Genomic DNA, 15,198 nt, shown 5'->3' with positions numbered 1-15,198 from the left:
CCAGCAGACCTGCGTGGGCGGCCTGTACGGGCAGCACTACTACGAGCGGGGCACCGGCGGCGACTTCAAGGGCGACGTCTGGAACGACTGACCCCCGCAGCACCGCGAGGGCCCGTACCGGGTGCACTTCCCCGGTACGGGCCCTCGTGCCTCCGTCCGGCGGCCGTTGCCGAGGGAACGACAACCTGCCTGGACATCCTCCTTGGCCGAGCGGTAAACGAAGACCGGCTCGACCCGGGGTAGCGGGCCGCGCTCGCCGGCCTCGGCATCGGCTGGGCGTCACAGCCACTCGGCGGGGGGTCTCCTGTCTCGGGCAACACCACGGCAGCGGGGGCCGCCACCAGGTCGGGAGCGGCCCCACTGCCGGGCGGGAGCCCGACTGCCTATCGTGCCCCCATCCTGAGCGAGTTCTTGCAGGTGGGCACCATCGCTGCCGGACTCCGGTGCACGGTGGCGACCGTCAGGCGTGCGGCCAGCGGTGACCGGTGGGCGCGCCGGACCCTGCTCTTGGCCGACCTGACCTGCGGACTGAACCTGTGGGGCCTGACTCACCTGCTGGTCCTGGACGTCCGCGAGACCTGCGAACTCACCATGCACACCCACTTCGACCCGACGAGCACGTGGAGACGCTGCTCCCGCTCTCGAAGACGTGCAATGCAGATGACGACCTGGTCCCCGGTTACGTGAACCCGGTGCTCGCCGCCCTCCTCACCGGCACGCTGGGTGGGCGTCAGCGTGACCCTGGCGTTGAGCCCGGTGTTGGGAATGACGAGTTTGATTGCTCTGCTGAGTCGGTGCCCTCGGAGGCATCGAGAGAATGCACCCGGCCACTGTGGGCGGCCCGGGCTCCCTATGCCGAGGGCATAGGGAACCCGGGCCGAGCTGGGGCTCGTCACCCCGAGGGGAAGCTGGTCCTGGCGGTCACTCGTCGTCCTCGTCCTCGTCCTCGTCCTCGGGTTCTGATTCCCTGACGAACCAGAGGTCGAGGACGTACCGCTCAGGAACAGGGTTCCGTGTCCAGGCCTGACCGATCCGCTCGGTGGTCCAGTCGGTGTCGATCCGCCGGAGGGTTTCGGCGTAATACTCTGCGGTAGCTGCACGTCCTGTCCAGGACGCGTGCCCCTCGTACACGCCGGGGCGGGGCAGCGTCATTTCGCCGGCGGGCCCGAGGGTGAGCTGGCCGATCACCAGGATCCCGGTCTCCGACTCGATGGATACCGGGAGGGTTCCTTCCACATCGGTCGGCGGTTTCCGGGGGGTGTCCCAGATGCGGATGGCCACTTCCACCGTCACGTCGGGCTGCAGGCTCGACAGGTACAGGTGGTAACCGTTCCCGCCGACGACGTGTCGGCGGGCCAGGTCGACGGCAGCACTGTCGGTGAGGCAGGCGTCGGCGTCGTAGACCTCAACGAGGCGGTAGATGGGGCGGGCGGGAGTACGGTACTCGACGATGAGCGCCATCGCGGTCTCCATCGGTCAGGGGGTGATCTCCACATGGAAGGGGTCGCCGTCTTCAAGTACGACCCCGAACTCGTCGCTGGAGGCTCGGATGGTCGCAGCCTGTGTGCTCGACGCCGAGGGCCTGCGGGCGGAGTCGAGGACGACGTGCAACTCCACTTCATGATCCATGACCAAGCGCTCGCTGCCGAGCGACAGTGACGGTTACGGACTCCCAGGCTGTTGGTGCCGGCCGCCGGACGTTGAACGGCCAGCTGAGTACCTGGTCCACATCCCCCGTGCACTTGGCCCTGAGCGTCTTCTCCTTGGCCCGCTGAGCGCGTACGTGACCCACCCGGTTGCGGCAGGCCGTCTCACCTGTGGTGTTGCGGACGGCGGCCCCGGCGCCTGCGCTGTCACTGGTTCCGCGTACGGCCTGCGCAAGGTTGAGCAGAGACCTCCCTTGCCCTCGTCGATGTGCGAGTTCGCCATGTGGGAGCCCGTGCTGCGGCTCGTTCGGGCCTACGACACGGGCAGGCCTACCGGCAGGCCTGCCCGCGGAACCGGGCGTATGGGCAAGAACGGCTGGAGCCTGCCCCTGCGGAGAGCCGTGTCGCCGGACTGTCAACGCGTCGTGGACCGGGTGCAGAGGGCACTGGCGCGTGTGGAAGTCGACGAGATCGCCTTCACGGCGGAGATCCGGCCGACCGGAAGGACCACGCTCCGGCTGCTCGAACGTGGCCCTGCCGTGGAAGCCGCCTTCGACAACCCGGACCTGGGGGTGCTCGTCCTGGTCGAGGGCGCATTGCCCGAGCCCTGGTGCCGCCTTCCGGATCCGAGCCCTGATGCGAGGCCGGCCCCCTCGGCGGACCCGGGGTTGCTGGAACGCACGCTGCCGCGAGCGGTTGCCCGAGGCTGTAGGGGCGACGGAGGAGGAGATCGCCGCCGCCGAAGCGCACCTCGGCGTCACGTTCTCCGAAAAGCTCAAGGTCCTCTACCGGATGGCACCGGCACACTGGGAGGACTAGAGGGATGCTTTGGGGATGGTCGGTTGTGAGCTCTTGGCCCTGGACGACCTCTACGCCGTCGACGGAGCGAGCCGCTCCCGCCGCTGGGGTTCGCGGCGACGGAGACGACCGTCACCCGGCCCGATGCCACGGTGCAAAGCGGAGGGCGGCTGGCTGACCCGGCGGGACTACCGACGAAGGATTCGCCTGGTCACGAGGGTCATCGCCGCCCAGGTGATCAGCGACTCCGCATGCTGGATGAGACGTTCGTCGTCGCGGGCGTGTCTACGGGCATACATGACCCAGGCCAGTGACCTCTCGACCACCCCGCGGCGAGGCAGGACGACGAACCCGAACCGAGTCCTTCGCCCGACCGCGGGAGCGGCCCATGTACCGGCGGACGCGTTTGCGGAGCCTGCCGTTGTCGGCGTGGGGGTGGACGGCGTGGAGCTTGCCGGCATCGGCCTGGTCGGGGCCGAGCGGCACGTGCCGGTCGAGGACGGCGGGCAGGTCCCGGCGCCGGGCCAGGGCGGCCACCTCGTCCGGGTGGAGCAAGAGCGCTCCGACCCGGGTGACCGGCGACATCAGCATGCTGCCCTACACCACCCAGGCAGGCAGGCATTCGTCTCGTCGAGCGACCCTTGGCGCTGCACACCCACCGCGCCTGCCGACCGCGAGTACCCCAGGCGTCCGCGCCTTGCAGCGACACCGTTCCGCTGCGCATCCCGGCCCCGGTGCGGGGGCCGGCGCACTATCGTGGGGGCTGCCCGACCCCTGGAGGGACCGCCGTGACGACCGCTCCGGGACACCCCTACGGTGTCCCCCCGATGCCCGAGCGCAGCATTGCCGCTCTGCATGCCGCGATCGCCGCGCACGCTCCTGACCTCCTTGCCGATTTCGACGCCGGGTGGCGGGCCAAGGCGGCCGACACCTACGACATCGGCGCGGCCCCGGCGTTCCTGGCCCGGTGGTGGGCCGAGTACGCCCTCGCCCGTGACCCCGAGCTCGACCGGCACGTCCGGGACCTGGGGGAGCGTGCCGCACACTCCACGGACCCGGACAAGGCCAAGGCCCTTCTGGAGGAAGCGGCGGCGATCCACCGGCGGGCCGGTCTGCTCGGGCCCGGCGAGTAACTGATCGTTTCAGAATGAGGTTCGTAGGCGGCGGAGGCATATGAGGCTGCAGGCCAGTTCGAGCAGGCCCTGGTGGAGATCGGCGCGTCGTTCGTATCGGGTGCGGAGGCGTCGGAACCCGTGCAGCCAGGCGAAGGCGCGCTCGACCACCCAGCGCACTTTGCCCAGCCCGGAGCCGTGGGCGACGCCGCGTCGGGCGATCAACGGCTTGATGCCGCGCTTCCACAGCAGGCGGCGGTACTTGTCGAAGTCGTAGCCCCGGTCCGCGTACAGGCGTCGGGGCTTGCGGCGGGGACGTCCCCGCCGGCCCCGGATCGGCGGGACGGCGTCGAGCAGGGGCGGGAGCTGGGTGACGTCATGGCGGTTGCCGCCGGTGAGCGTGACGGCGAGCGGGGTTCCGTGGCGGTCGACGATCAGGTGGTGCTTGGAGCCGGGGCGGGCGCGGTCGACGGGCGAGGGTCCGACGTGATCCCCCCTTTGAGGGCTCGGACGTGCGATCCGTCCACGGAGCAGTCGTCCAGGTCCAGCAGGGCGACGCGGCGAAGCTCTGCCAGCAGGGCGGCGTGCAGGCGTGGCCAGACGCCGGCCTCGGTCCAGTCCCGCAGCCGACGCCAGGCCGTCACACCGGAACAGCCCACCGTCTCTGCCGGGACATCGCGCCACGCGACACCGGTCCGCAGCACGTACATGACGCCGGCCAGTGCCGCCCGGTCGGGAACTCGCAGCCGCCCGGGGTAGCGGCGGCGTCGTTCCGGGGCGGGCGGCAGCAGCGGGGCCACCCGCTCCCACAGGTCGTCAGGAACAAGATCAGCACGCACTCTGGACACCCTGCCGACCAAGATCACCCAGCACAAGACCCGCGACTCAACTCATTCTGAAACGATCAGTAACTCCTGCCGTAGTACTTGCTGATCTCCTGGCGGTAGTCGGGTTCGCGCAGGTGGTTGTCGGAGTGGAACTCCGGAGCCGCCTTGATCTGGTCCTTGGTGCGGTCCATGTGGACCGTCTTGTTCTCCCTGTCCACGCGGATGATCGTTCCTGCCGGGAGCAGAACCTCCTTCCCGAAGATCCACACGCCGGTGTCGACCACGAGGTAGGCGTCGGAGACCTCGTTGGAGTGCCGGTCAACCGCGCCGATGTGCCCGTCGACGGCTTCCACGCCGTAGCCCGTGAGGTCTTCGCCCGTAGGGTGGATGATGCCGGAACGGTAGGCCCACATGTCGTCGGTCATATCTCAGCTCCTCCGTAAAAGCTTGGCTGTCTCTGTCTCTGGGCTGGTCTCTGTCACGCGGTACCGCACTTGCCCAGGAATCCGGATCTGACGCGTCCGCTGTCGAGGAGGCCCACCACCTCCAAGCACGATGGCCGGCATCCCGGTCCGTGGTCGCGACGCGATGCACGATGAGCGGCAGTGACGGTGTCCGTCGCGGTAGCTTCGTGCACCCGCGACCTGCTCGGCCATGGTGTGGAGAACGGAGAGCGGTGCGAACCACGACGTACAGCTGCGACGTCGCCATCGTCGGTGCCGGCGCGGCGGGCCCTCGTTGGCCTGGCGGCTGCTCGACCCGCCGCCGGGTGTGCGGCCCCCCGACGTCGTCCTCGTCGACGCCCCGCCCGGCCCACTGCGTCCTCCCGACCGTACCTCGTGCTACTGGGAAGCTGGCGAGGGTGACTACGAGCCGCTGCTCACCGCCAGCTGGCGGCAGCTGCGGGTCCGCGCCGCCAATGGGGGCGGGGTCGCCCGCGACCTCGGCGGGCTGCGCTACAAGATGCTGCGTTCCGTCGATTTCGAGCAGGGGATCAGGCCTCGGCTGGCGGGACTGCGCCGCATCGAGGGGGTGGTCGAGCGCATCGACGACGGGCCGGACGGCGCCGCCCTGACGTGCACCGCCGGCGATGGTGTGGTGCGCACGCTCCGGGCCCGCTGGATCCACGACTCCCGGCCCCCGGCGGCCGCGCCCGCCGCGCGCAGCACGCTGTTGCAGCACTTCCGCGGGTGGTTCGTGCACTGCGAGCGGCCTTCCTTCGATGCCCGCACGGTCGAGTTGATGGACTTCCGCACCGAGCAGCCGGATCGGGGGCTTTCCTTCGGGTACGTGCTGCCCACCAGTGGTCACGCGGTGCTGCTGGAGTACACGGAGTTCAGCCGTTCGCCGCTGTCCGCGGCCGCCTACGAGGAGGCCCTGCGTGACTACATCGGCCGAGTGCTCGGGCTGGGGGCCTTCCGGGTGGTCGGTACGGAGCAGGGTGCCATCCCGATGAGCGACGGGCGCTACGAGCGGCGGCCCGGGCGGCACGTCTTCCGCATCGGTGCGGCCGGGGGAGCCGTCCGCCCCTCTACCGGTTACGCCTTCGCCGCCATCCAGCGGCAGACCCGGGCCGTGGCCGACGCGGTGCACTCCGGCCGGACGCCCGTACCGCCGCCCGCGCATCCGGCCAGGGCCCTCGCCATGGAGGCCGTCCTGCTCCGGGCCCTGGACACCGGACGGGTCAACGGGCCCGAGTTGTTGCCCGGCTCTTCCAGCACGTGCCCGCCGAGCGGCTGCTTCGGTTCCTCGACGGCACGACCCGGCCGGCCGAGGAGCTTTCCATCGGCGTGCGCACCCCGGTCCTCGCCATGCTCCGCACCGCCGCCGAGCTGCCGCTGCTGACCCGGCGCCCCGAACGCACCCCCAAGGAGAACCCATGAGCCGGAACGACCGGGCGGGTTCGGCCCGCCGCGGCAACGACCGCAGGGCCGTCGTCCTCCCCGGGCAGCCGGGCTTTCAGGCGCCGAGCTCATGGGGGCCTTCGACCACGCGTCGGGCACCTACGACCGCATGGTCGCAGCGAGCCCCGGCTACCACAGGCACCTACGGCGCTCCGCACGCTGGCTCGCCCTCCCCGCGCGCGGCTCGGGCCGTATGGTCCTGGACCTCGGCTGCGGCACCGGCGCGTCGACAGCCGCACTTCTGCACGCCGCCCCGTTGGACGCGGTGACGGGTGTTCGCCGCGTACCTGTTCCGCAACGTCGCGGACCCCGATGCGGTACTCGGCCGCACGCGCGCCCTGCTCCGCCCCGGCGGTCGGCTCGCCGTCCACGAGTACACCCTGAGCGGCCGGGCCGTCGACCGCGCGGTGTGGTCGGCGGTCACGGGCGCCGTGGTCCTGCCGTGGGGCCGCCGCCACGGCGACGCGTCGCTCTACCGCCATCTGTGGCGCAGCGTGCTCGACTTCGACACGGTCGACGCGTTCGCTGGCCGGCCCCGCCGTGCCGGCTTCGACGATGTCCGCGTCCTGCCGCAGCCGGGCTGGCAGACCGGCATCACCCACACCTTCCTGGCCACTCGTCCCTGACCCGGGGCCGCCGACCGGCTCCTGGACGCCGGCCCGTACAGATCGCCCACGCCTGCTGGACCGCCGGCCCGACGTCGGCGGCCGTCGCGCGGTACCGCACAGCCGACGCGGCGCCACGGCCCGAGCACGGCCTTCCCCTACAGCCCGTAGGGAAACACAGCCGGCCGTCAAGGTTGAACGGGCCGCCGGCTCCGTCGCCCGGGTAGAAGTCGTGCACAGCAGCACCGACCGTCGTCGTCTCTGCGGCGGCGCAACGGGCGATTCCAGCTCCCAGAGGTCCGCCAGCCGAGGCTGGGCTACGGGGCGGCCTCGGAGGAGATGGTCGCGCCCGGGGGCACTCCTTCGGCCACGCCGAGCAGTGCGGCGCGCTCGCGGCCGTCGGCGGCGAGGCCCCCAGCGGAGCTTGGTCTCCACCCAGCCCGTCACGTACGCGCAGTGATAGCCGACGGCCGGGGGCAGCCAGTCCACCGGGTCCTTGTCCGGCACTGCCGAGGGCCTGACGTGAACGGACATGCCCTGGCACGATGGGCCGCATGTCTGGATTCAGTGAAGACCCGGAGTTAACCGTCATCGCCTCGGGCAAGCTCTTGCTTGCCGTCACGGACGCTGACACTTACCTGCTCCCGCTCCGCGACTGGCTCGCGGCCGAGGACTTCTTGCGGGGCAGGGTGTCACTGCTGCGGCCATCCCCCGAGCCCGGGCACATGGGGGCGCTGGCCGACGTGCTCGTTGTCGCCCTGGGTTCCGGGAGCGCCGGGGCGGTGCTCGCCAGGTCGCTGACCACATGGCTGCTACAGCGCCGGGCGGACGTCAAGGTGACTATCACTGCCGCGGGCGGCCGACGGGTCAGTGTTGACGTGCGTCGCGCGCGTGACGTCGAGGCGGTGGTCCGTGAGATCGGTGCCCTTCTCGAGCCTTCCGCATCGGGTGAGGAGTGACCGCCCCCCGATACCCTCATGGTCCGTCCAGCCGGGCAGTGCTCATCGGGGCGAGCATGTTCGCTGACGGCGACCTGCCGTCGATCCCGGCCGTGCGGAACAACTTGGACGCCCTGCACCGTGCCCTCACCCACCCGCGCCACGGGCTGCTCGCGCCGGAGCACTGCCGCGTCCTGCCCGATCCGGGCGACCAACGCGCCGTCGGAGCGGCACTGGACTGGGCGGCCCGCGAAGCGGGCGACATGCTGCTGGTCTACTACGCGGGCCACGGGCTCCTCGATGAGGACGGCCGGCTGTACCTGGCACTGACCGGCACCGATCCAGCCCGGCCGGGTTTCACCTCGGTACCGCTGGAACTCGTGCAACGGGACCTCGCCCGTGCCCACGCCAACTCCCGCATCATGCTGCTGGACTGCTGCTTCTCGGGACGTGCGGTGGCCGCCATGGGCGGATCGCACACCGTATTCGCCGGCCAGCTCGACCTGACCGGCACCTACACCCTGACCTCGACCACCTCGACCGCCCCTTCGCACGCGCCGCCCGGTGCCCGCCACACCGCCTTCACCTCAGCTTTGCTCGACGCGCTCGCGCAGGAGAAACCGCTGACCCTCGACGGGATCTACCAGCACGTCGACCGTGAGCTGGCCGGCCTCGGCCTGCCCCGGCCGTAACGCCGCACCGTCAACGCTGCGGGCGACCTCGGGCTCGTCACCGGACCAGCAGCGATCGACGACCCGCCGACGGTTCCGGGGCCGCCGATCGGCCAGGAGCACGTACTCGCCAATCCGCGCCGGAAACCGTGGCAGCGCACAGGACTCGTCCTGCTCTGGCTGGCGATCCTGTCAGCCCCCATCACCTGGCTCGTCAACGCCGACTTCCTCTTCGTCCATATCGTGCCGGTGCTCATCATGATCAGGCGGACGGGACGGTACGACTTCGCGCTGACAGTCAACGGCTCGGGCCTGACCATGCGGGACGGACCGCAGTCACACCACCTCCCGTGGCACGACATCGAGTTCGTCGGGGTGCTGGGCCACGATCCCCAGCATGCCGAGCAGAGTCACATCGTGTTGGTCCGCCTGCGCCCCCACGTTCTCGAGCGCGAAGACATTTCGGGAGGATCGCCAGCACTGCCCAACTGGCTGTACCGCTCAGGCGGGAGCGACTTCCGCAGGCTCGGCTACATCAACTTCTGCACGCTCGGCGACATCGGAACGCCCGAGTTCATTCTGAAGGAGGCCATCACCGGGGTCGCCGGCCGAACGGCGTTCCGCAGCGACCGCGAGCTGATCGAGCAGGACCACAGACTCGCCTGGGCGCCCCGCTGAGCAGGAAGCGGGCGGCAGCCCAGCTCAGCGTACTCAGGGTCGATACCCCGACCGCGTCCTGCCGGGCGGTGCCCGCGGCCGGAGTCAGATTCGGAGCCGAAGCCGTCGGCGAACCGCTTCTCGGTCCCCCGCCGTCGCAACACGAAGCCGATCGACGACCAGCACATCGCGGCGCCCGGCCTGCTGGTCCTGGACATCACCTGCGGGAGGGCGCTGGGCAACCTCGGGCATCACCCCGTACTCCGGGACCCCGGCGAGCCCGGCAGGCGGGCGCGGATCTACGCCGACGCCGTGCGCCCGGGACCGGAAGGCCTGCAGCCGCGGGTCCTGGACAAGCCGCCTTACTCACCTGCACAAAATTGGGCTCACCGGGGCATCACCCGAAGGCAACGGCCACCCGATGCTGGAGATCATTTACGTGTCGGCCGGTATCGTTCCGCCTGGGTCGAGATCTGATTCGAGAATCTTCAGCAAAATGCCTCTGTCGCCATTTGCCAGAAGCTGAATGGTCACCAGGTATGGGATGCGCAGAAGGTTCGTGTGCAATGCGGCGACGTCAACCGCAAGGATCGGCACCCAGCCGGTACGCCCCCCACCAAAATCTTGATGCTGGAATCTAACCCACGTTCTGTCAGTCGCGCCCAAAGCATCACCCTCGCTCGTGTTCGAGTAGAACGAGCCTATGGACGCAATCGAGGCGTGAAACTGAACAGGCAGTCCATCATGGCCCGAAAAATCGATGAGGTGGTGGTCGCCGCCCTTAGGCAGGAAGCTCCTTACCGTATTGTGCGTCAGATCACCGGTCTCGAAGCTGCAAGCGATAACGCCACTAAAGGTCAGCAACCCCTCCGGCCGACTGTCCCAGTTGTTGTAAGCCGCGAAGACGTACCCCGGATTGTCAACAGCCGAGGCAGGAACGTTCAGAGTCATTTGGGTGTCCCATCTGAACAGCGATCCGAAGCGAATGAGATTCCGCTCTGAGGCCGTGAAGCACTGTCGACGCGACTTTGAATGCAGCTCGCTGATCGAAGTGCCGCCAGGACGCGGCGACATGCCATCGCAAGGCAAGTCGTTCGCTTCGTTTCCATCGTCATCTGGTGGTGGGATCAGCGCAACTGGCGTCTAGTGCTGTGACCGGGAAGGTTTGCCGGGGTGGGTGGTCAGGCTGCGGCGGGTAGTGGTCTGCCGCCCCAGCGGACGCCTTTCTCGCTTCGGATCCGGGTGTGAATGGGTGGGGTGGTGGCAGCGGTTGGGTGTCAGCCGGTGTGCGGGGGCTCGCCGTGCTGAGAGCCTTGTGTAGCTCGGGGTTTTCGTGACTTCGGTCGTCTCGCATTGGTGATCTTGGCTGCCATGGGATGCCCAAGCGGCTGCCATGGGGTGGCTAGCACGGTGGTGGGTGGCTGTCACGGGTTTGCTCATTCCAGTGTTCGTGGCTTTGGCCGCGGGGTGTGCTGGTGGGTATGGGTGAGGACGGCCGGTTGGCGCGGGGTGTGGTGGTGCGTCGGTTGCTGGCGGTGGACCAGGGGCCGGGGTCGGTGTCGTCGCTGCATGTGCGGGTGATGGCCGAGGCCGCGGGCGTGACGGTTCGGACGGTGTGGCGGTGGCTGTCCGAGGCGCGTGAGGGCCGGCTGGAGCCCGCGGGGCGACAGGACAGGTTCACGCTGGATGACGGATTGTGGGCTGGCCTGGCGGAGGTGGGTGGGAACGTCGCGGCGTTGCACCGGCGGATGACGGCCGGCGGTTCGTCTTCGGCTGTGGGTGTGCCGTCGTTGGGGACGTTGCATCGTGCGGTGCAGCGGGATCTGCGTGCGGGGCGGGTGCTGGAGGTGGCGAGGCCGTCCAGGAATCGGGTCGAGGCCAGCCGCTATGACCGGGTCCTGGCCGACCTGAAGCTGCAGCGGGCAGGTGAGGGCTTGCCGGTGGTCGACGCGGAACCGGTGTCTGCGCCTGGGCCCGGGACGGTCGGCGAGGAGGACGCGGCGCTGTTGCGGGGTGGGGTGCGGTTGTTCGTGCCGGGGGCCCGGGTGGTGTCGACGGCCGGCGTTGCTGCAGTGGTGGAGGTGGTGGGGCACACGGTGGCGGCGCGGGGGATGGGGTGTGTGTTCGGGGAGCCGGGGGTGGGGAAGACGGTGGCGGTGCAGCAGGCGCTGCATCTGCTGCCTGATCGGGTGCCGGTCTGGCGGGCGGTGGTCGGCGTGAAGCCGGGTCTGCCGCAGATGCGAGCGTCTCTGCTGGAGGCGCTGGGGCTGGCGGCGGGTTCTCTCTCGCACCGTGCGCAGCCGGCCGACCGTGCCCTGGGGGAGGCGCTGCGCCGGCCCGGGGTGCTGTTCCTCGACGACGCGCAGCGCTTGTCCCCGCCGCTGCTGGACTATCTGCGGCTGCTGTGGGACGAGCCGGGGACCGCTGCCGCGTTGTTGCTGTGTGGGGCGGGTGCGGAGCGGGTGATCGCGCGGTCGCCGGCGTTGCGGTCGCGGGTGCTGACCTGGCACCAGGTCCCCGAGCTGGATCAGGAGCGGCTCTCGGAGACGCTGGCGATGTTCCACGACGTGTGGGAGGGCGTCGTGTCGGCGGACGTGGCATGGGCGGATGCGACGGTGGCGCGGGGCAACTTCCGTACCTGGGCGAAGATCACTTCTCATGTCTACGCGCTGTCGAAGCGCGGCCGGGACGTGCGGGTGGACCGTGCGCTGATGGAGCAGGCCTGCGCCCGGCTGGGGCCTTACCCGTAGCGCCCGGCGGGGCGGGATCGGAACGGGGAGCCAAGACCGACGGCAGAGGGCGGTTCCATGATCAGCTCATCCGAGGCGGGGGCACCGCTGGACGGGTTAAAACCGATGCCCGAGCTCCAGGGTCCGGCGCTCGCGGCGTTGCGCGGCCCTGCCGTGCAGCGCTTGTTGCGGCTGCGGACCCAGGGACGGCTGTCGCGGGGGCATGTGCGTCTTGCGGGGGAGTGTTTGGGGGTGTCGGAGCGGACGGTGTGGCGGTGGCTTGCGCAGGCTGAAGCCGATCCGGACGCAGGTGCTGTTCCGGGTGCCCGGCCGGTGTCCCGGTTCAAGGTGACGCCGCAGGTACGGGTGCTGCTGGCGTACTGGCGGGGCAACGCGTCCGCGGTCCACCGGCAACTGGTGGCCCGCGCGAAGACGGCGGCCGGTGAGCCGGCCACCGCGGTGCCGGCTGGCGCGCCGATGGAGTCGGTGCCGGTGTTGGATCCGGTGCCGTCGTTGTCGACGTTCCTGCGTGCGGTGCGCCGTGACCTGACCGCGGGTGAACGCGCGGGTCTGGCCCGCGGGCCGGAGGCCGCCCGGGCCCACGACGTGTTCGGGCGCCGCCCGGCACAGTGGCGGAACCAGACCTGGGAGGCCGACCACGTCCAGGCGCCGCTGGCGGTCGACGCGGACGGAGAGCTGGTCCGCCCGTGGGTGACATGGTTCATCGACGTCGCGACGAAGACCATCACCGGTACCGCGGTCACCCCCGGCCATCCGTCCCGGGCCTCCATCCTGGCAGCTTTGCGTGCCGCCGTGCTGCGCACCGGCCCCTACGGGCCCGCGGGGGGCATTCCTGAGCACGTGCGCGTCGACCGCGGCCGGGACTTCCTGTCGAAGACCGTCTTGGGCGCCCTCACCGACCTGGACACCAAGCGCGAGGATCTGCCTGCCTACAGCCCTCATCTGAAGGGCACGGTGGAGAACCTCAACCGGTCCGTGGACCGCATGCTCTTCGCGGTCCTGCCCGGCTACACCCTCACCCCCAAGCCCCGGCCCGCCAAGAAGAAGCCTGACCCTGATGAGCCGGTGCCGCTGACGTTCGCCGAGTTCACCGCCGAGGTCCTGAACTGGGCGCGGTGGTGGAACACCGAGCACCGCCCAGCCGGACTGAACGGCCGGACCCCCCTCGAGGCCTGGCAGGCAGACCCCACACCCCTCTCGGACGTCCCCGAGGCTGCTTTGTGGGGGCTGATGCTGGAGGACGACGGCCGGGTCCGGAAACTGAGCAGCCACGGGGTCCGCTGGCGGGGCCGGGACTACCTCGGCGCGTGGATGGCCGGCCAGGCAGGCCGCCACGTCAGGATCCGGCACATGCCCCACCATGACCATGAGATCGAGGTCTGCGACCCGGCCGGCCGCCACCTGGGCACCGCCCACCTCGCCGACGCCGCCACCCCCGAACAGCTCGACGAGCTGCGCCGCACCCGCACCGCGCGGGCCCGCCGCCTGCGCGAGGACGCGAAGAGGGCCGAGGCCCTGCGCCGGCAGCGCTTCGCCCCGGCCACCACGCCCACGCCCGCGCAGCGCCTGGGCGCCATCACAGCGGCCGAAGCCGATCAGGAACTTGCGGCGGCATCCGACAGCGACATGGCCGCCTTGGCCCTTCCGGACCTCATCCCGCCCGCCCCACCGCCCGACGACTGGAACACCCCGGCCTCCCTCCGCCCGTAAGGAGAAGCGATGACGAGCCAGCTGCCGCCGCGAGAGACTGACCACTACACCCAGCTCGCGGACGCCGCGGTCGTCACGACGCGCGCGCTCCTGGCGGCCCGGGAGAACATCGCTGACACGATCGAGGCCAGGGCGATGATGTGCCTCCACGGCCCGGCCGGTGTCGGCAAGACGCTTGCCGCGAACGTCTGCCTGCGCGAGCTGGAGCGGACCCGGGGCGAGGAGGTCTGCCGGATTGCCTTCCGCGCCCGCCCGACGGCCCGAGCGGTGCGCCACGAGCTCTTCGCTGCTCTCGGTCTGCCGGGCGAACCTCCGCGTCACCCGTCCGAGTTCGACCGGCTGATCCTGGACTCGCTGGCGGCGCAGCCGCGTACGCTGGTCGTGGACGAAGCCCAGTGGCTCAATCGAGAGACGTTCGAATACTTCCGATACGCGTGGGATCACCCGTACTCGCAGATCGCGATCATCTTTGCCGGCGGCGAGGGAGCCCATACGGTGCTGCGGAAGGAGCCGATGCTCTCCTCCCGCATCTTCATCTGGCAGCACATCACCAAGCTCACACTGGAGGAAGTTCAACAGGTCATCCCGCTCTACCACCCCGTTTGGGCACGGACCGATCCTGCGGACATTGCCTTCGCCGACCGTCACGCGGCGCATGGCAACTTCCGTAACTGGGCCCGGCTCACAGCCCACACCGTGACAGCTCTCGAACGGACAGGCCGCGACCACCCCGACCAGGAAGTGCTCCGCTGGGCCTTCAGCAAGTTGGGCAGCTGACACCCCCGCAGTCCCATGATCGCGACAGCAGGAGGATCGGTGAAGCAGCGATGCAACCCACTGGCTCCAGAGTCAATCCTGAACAAGAAATGAAGCACCGGTTGCTCGGGTAGGTTGTCCGCATGGCTGACGCTTCCGACTACGAGAAGGCCATGCCCCGGGTTCAGGAACACGCGGCGCGGTTCGAGAAGGCCCTGACCGAGATCCGTGCGACGCATGCTGGCAGACCCGCGCTGGAAGTGAAGGAGACCCTCCTGGCCGCTGGTGAGAGGCATGGCGTGCGCATCGCCAACGAGGTCGCACAGGTCGCGGCCGAACGCATCGCTGACGGCACCCTGTAGACAGCAGCCAGAGCCAGACGCATTCAGGTAGGAACCCAGCGCAGCACCGGATCACCGTTGCCAGCCGCCCGCGTAGCGGGCCGGCCTGGAGGCGGAGCCGGAAGGCCCCGGGTGGGGGAGCGGAGCGGACCCACCCAACAGGCCGAAGGCCTGGACCTCGTGAAACGAGGTCACCTCCCGCGCGAAGCACGGGAGGTCTGGCCTGGCTCCGCCAGGCCAGTGGGGTGGAGCGAAGCGGAACCCCACCAGTCCGAAGCGAAGCGAAGGACCCCCGGCCCGAAGGGCCGGCTTCGGCTCGGCGAAGCCGAGCCCCGCCGAGCGCAGCGAGCCGGTTCGCTGGCACAGCGCGCAGCGCTGTGGGACCCGCGGAGCGGGTCCCCCCCAGGTCGGGCGGGGGGCGGGGGGGGGGAGGGGGTGGGGGGGTGTGGGTTGTGGTGGGGGGGGGGCGGGTGAGTGATAAGG

Annotated in this window: 16 protein-coding genes and 3 pseudogenes; 12 read left to right on the top strand and 7 right to left on the bottom strand. The window is 70.2% G+C overall.

Going from position 1 to position 15,198, the window contains the following annotated elements; genetic code table 11:
- Window positions 1–507: 507 nt before the first annotated feature.
- A complete protein-coding gene (locus tag AB0469_RS40300; protein WP_366456585.1) occupies window positions 508–687 on the top strand; it encodes a hypothetical protein in 180 nt (59 codons plus the stop codon).
- Window positions 688–921: 234 nt separating this feature from the next.
- On the opposite strand, the gene AB0469_RS40295 is transcribed toward AB0469_RS40300, so the two are convergent.
- Together AB0469_RS40295 and AB0469_RS40290 are read right to left on the bottom strand one after the other, a co-directional pair.
- Window positions 922–1,461, bottom strand: coding sequence for a hypothetical protein (locus AB0469_RS40295; RefSeq protein ID WP_366456584.1), 540 nt, complete (start codon window positions 1,459–1,461; stop codon window positions 922–924).
- 15 nt (window positions 1,462–1,476) lie between these two features.
- Window positions 1,477–1,617: a hypothetical protein gene (locus AB0469_RS40290; protein ID WP_366456582.1), complete on the bottom strand. Its 141-nt coding sequence runs from the start codon at window positions 1,615–1,617 to the stop codon at window positions 1,477–1,479.
- A 725-nt stretch (window positions 1,618–2,342) separates the two neighbouring features.
- On the opposite strand from AB0469_RS40290, the gene AB0469_RS40285 reads away from it, so the two are divergent.
- On the top strand, window positions 2,343–2,465 hold the full coding sequence (locus tag AB0469_RS40285) for a hypothetical protein (RefSeq protein WP_366456581.1): 123 nt from the start codon (window positions 2,343–2,345) through the stop codon (window positions 2,463–2,465).
- 179 nt (window positions 2,466–2,644) lie between these two features.
- On the opposite strand, the pseudogene AB0469_RS40280 reads toward AB0469_RS40285, so the two are convergent.
- Window positions 2,645–2,797 (bottom strand): annotated as a pseudogene (locus AB0469_RS40280) (IS5/IS1182 family transposase); the annotation flags it as partial.
- The gene (locus tag AB0469_RS40275) at window positions 2,730–3,035 is read right to left on the bottom strand and encodes a hypothetical protein (RefSeq protein WP_366456587.1); all 306 of its coding nucleotides are present in this window, start codon (window positions 3,033–3,035) and stop codon (window positions 2,730–2,732) included. The gene AB0469_RS40275 and the pseudogene AB0469_RS40280, both read right to left, overlap by 68 nt.
- A gap of 236 nt (window positions 3,036–3,271) precedes the next feature.
- Here AB0469_RS40275 and AB0469_RS40270 point away from each other — a divergent pair, with 236 nt between their 5' ends.
- Window positions 3,272–3,577, top strand: coding sequence for a hypothetical protein (locus tag AB0469_RS40270; RefSeq protein ID WP_366456580.1), 306 nt, complete (start codon window positions 3,272–3,274; stop codon window positions 3,575–3,577).
- A 9-nt stretch (window positions 3,578–3,586) separates the two neighbouring features.
- Here the strand turns inward: AB0469_RS40270 and AB0469_RS40265 are convergent.
- Together AB0469_RS40265 and AB0469_RS40260 are read right to left on the bottom strand one after the other, a co-directional pair.
- Window positions 3,587–4,395 (bottom strand): IS5 family transposase gene (locus tag AB0469_RS40265; RefSeq protein WP_366456579.1). Its coding sequence is split into 2 segments (ribosomal slippage): window positions 3,587–4,056 and window positions 4,056–4,395, totalling 810 coding nucleotides; the frame shifts between segments, so codons are not numbered across the junction.
- Between the two features lie 65 nt (window positions 4,396–4,460).
- Window positions 4,461–4,808: a PRC-barrel domain containing protein gene (locus AB0469_RS40260; protein WP_366456578.1), complete on the bottom strand. Its 348-nt coding sequence runs from the start codon at window positions 4,806–4,808 to the stop codon at window positions 4,461–4,463.
- A gap of 251 nt (window positions 4,809–5,059) precedes the next feature.
- Between AB0469_RS40260 and AB0469_RS40255 the strand changes: the two are divergent.
- The 5 genes and pseudogenes from AB0469_RS40255 to AB0469_RS40235 all read left to right on the top strand — a co-directional run bounded on the left by AB0469_RS40255 (window position 5,060) and on the right by AB0469_RS40235 (window position 9,179).
- Window positions 5,060–6,266: pseudogene (locus AB0469_RS40255) on the top strand (lycopene cyclase family protein).
- 91 nt (window positions 6,267–6,357) lie between these two features.
- Window positions 6,358–6,913 (top strand): annotated as a pseudogene (locus tag AB0469_RS40250) (class I SAM-dependent methyltransferase).
- Window positions 6,914–7,446: 533 nt separating this feature from the next.
- Window positions 7,447–7,851, top strand: a complete 405-nt coding sequence (locus AB0469_RS40245) for a hypothetical protein (RefSeq protein WP_366456577.1) — start codon at window positions 7,447–7,449, stop codon at window positions 7,849–7,851.
- Window positions 7,848–8,522: a caspase family protein gene (locus tag AB0469_RS40240; RefSeq protein ID WP_366456576.1), complete on the top strand. Its 675-nt coding sequence runs from the start codon at window positions 7,848–7,850 to the stop codon at window positions 8,520–8,522. Before AB0469_RS40245 ends, AB0469_RS40240 begins: the two co-directional genes overlap by 4 nt.
- A gap of 228 nt (window positions 8,523–8,750) precedes the next feature.
- Window positions 8,751–9,179 (top strand): hypothetical protein, encoded by a 429-nt coding sequence (locus AB0469_RS40235; protein ID WP_366456575.1) that lies wholly within the window; start codon window positions 8,751–8,753, stop codon window positions 9,177–9,179.
- Between the two features lie 414 nt (window positions 9,180–9,593).
- Here the strand turns inward: AB0469_RS40235 and AB0469_RS40230 are convergent, their stop codons facing one another.
- Complete coding sequence (locus tag AB0469_RS40230; protein WP_366456573.1) at window positions 9,594–10,109, bottom strand: hypothetical protein; 516 nt, start codon at window positions 10,107–10,109, stop codon at window positions 9,594–9,596.
- A 530-nt stretch (window positions 10,110–10,639) separates the two neighbouring features.
- Between AB0469_RS40230 and AB0469_RS40225 the strand changes: the two genes are divergently transcribed.
- From AB0469_RS40225 to AB0469_RS40210, 4 genes are all read left to right on the top strand, one after another.
- Window positions 10,640–11,908, top strand: a complete 1,269-nt coding sequence (locus tag AB0469_RS40225; protein ID WP_366456572.1) for an ATP-binding protein — start codon at window positions 10,640–10,642, stop codon at window positions 11,906–11,908.
- A gap of 153 nt (window positions 11,909–12,061) precedes the next feature.
- Window positions 12,062–13,618 (top strand): transposase family protein, encoded by a 1,557-nt coding sequence (locus AB0469_RS40220; RefSeq protein ID WP_366456586.1) that lies wholly within the window; start codon window positions 12,062–12,064, stop codon window positions 13,616–13,618.
- A gap of 9 nt (window positions 13,619–13,627) precedes the next feature.
- Complete coding sequence (locus AB0469_RS40215) at window positions 13,628–14,395, top strand: ATP-binding protein (protein WP_366456570.1); 768 nt, start codon at window positions 13,628–13,630, stop codon at window positions 14,393–14,395.
- A gap of 122 nt (window positions 14,396–14,517) precedes the next feature.
- Window positions 14,518–14,736 (top strand): hypothetical protein, encoded by a 219-nt coding sequence (locus AB0469_RS40210; protein ID WP_366456569.1) that lies wholly within the window; start codon window positions 14,518–14,520, stop codon window positions 14,734–14,736.
- Window positions 14,737–15,198 lie beyond the last annotated feature (462 nt).

The organism is Streptomyces sp. NPDC093801 (assembly GCF_040701585.1).
In the GTDB taxonomy this organism is placed as follows: Bacteria; Actinomycetota; Actinomycetes; order Streptomycetales; family Streptomycetaceae; genus Streptomyces.
This window is presented reverse-complemented; position numbering and strand designations above follow the sequence as displayed.